This is a genomic window from Pseudovibrio sp. POLY-S9, from assembly GCF_001431305.1.
Lineage (GTDB): Bacteria > Pseudomonadota > Alphaproteobacteria > Rhizobiales > Stappiaceae > Pseudovibrio.
Genome location: NZ_LCWX01000228.1, coordinates 61,422 through 62,578, shown reverse-complemented (window position 1 = coordinate 62,578; position 1,157 = coordinate 61,422). Strand labels below are relative to the sequence as shown.

At 54.1% G+C, this 1,157-nt stretch carries 1 protein-coding gene; it reads left to right on the top strand.

All coding sequences use genetic code 11. From position 1 onward, the window contains the following. Window positions 1-1,157: 1-deoxy-D-xylulose-5-phosphate synthase (gene dxs, locus PPL9_RS22935; RefSeq protein WP_244273443.1), on the top strand; the 1,157-nt coding region annotated here is incomplete at both ends.

Sequence of the window (1,157 nt, the reverse complement as noted above, 5' to 3'; positions counted from 1 at the left end):
GCGCTGAACTCCCGCCTGATCGTTATTTTGAACGACAATGACATGTCGATCGCTCCACCTGTTGGTGCCCTTTCCGCGAGCCTCGCACGTCTTGTTTCTGGCAAGACTTACAAGGGCTTCCGCGAGGCAGCTAAGCAGGTCGCGAGCGCATTGCCAAAACCGCTGCAGGAAAAAGCAGCGCAGGCAGAAGAGTTTGCCCGCAGCTTCTTTACCGGCGGCACTTTGTTTGAAGAACTTGGCTTCTACTATGTTGGCCCCGTTGATGGGCACAATCTGGATCACCTTTTGCCTGTCCTGAAAAACGTTCGGGACGCTAAAGAAGGTCCAATCCTCGTTCACGTGGTGACCCAAAAGGGTAAAGGCTATCTGCCTGCTGAGAACGCCAGCAACAAGTATCACGCTGTTGCCAAGTTTGATGTTGTGACAGGTGAACAGTCCAAGCCGAAACCGAATGCACCTGCCTACACTCGCGTTTTTGCCAATGCGTTGATTGCAGAAGCAAACAAAGACGAGAAGATCGTTGGCATCACAGCCGCGATGCCGGACGGAACTGGTCTGGATGTGTTTGAGAAAGTTCATCCAACCCGCATGTTCGATGTGGGTATTGCTGAGCAGCATGCTGTGACATTCGCCGCCGGCCTTGCCTCTGAGGGCTTCAAACCGTTCTGTGCGATTTACTCGACCTTCCTCCAGCGTGGCTACGATCAGCTTGTCCACGATGTTGCGATCCAGAAACTGCCTGTACGCTTCCCGATTGATCGCGCTGGCCTTGTTGGTGCGGATGGTGCGACACACGCAGGTTCATTTGATACTGCGTTCCTCTCTTGCTTGCCGGGCATGGTTGTTATGTCACCGGGTGATGAAGCAGAGCTGGTCCATATGGTTTCCACCGCTGCAGCTTATGATGAAGGCCCTATTGCCTTCCGTTACCCACGCGGTGAAGGCATTGGCATTGATCTGCCGGAAGTCGGTATGCCTTTGGAGATCGGCAAAGGCCGCATCGTTAAAGAAGGCTCCCGCGTTGCTCTGGTTTCATTGGGTGGCCGCCTGCAGGAAGCCTTGAGGGCTGCTGATACGCTTGATGCAGCCGGTCTTTCAACAACAGTTGCCGATGCACGCTTTGCCAAACCACTTGATACTGAGATGATCGGGGGCCT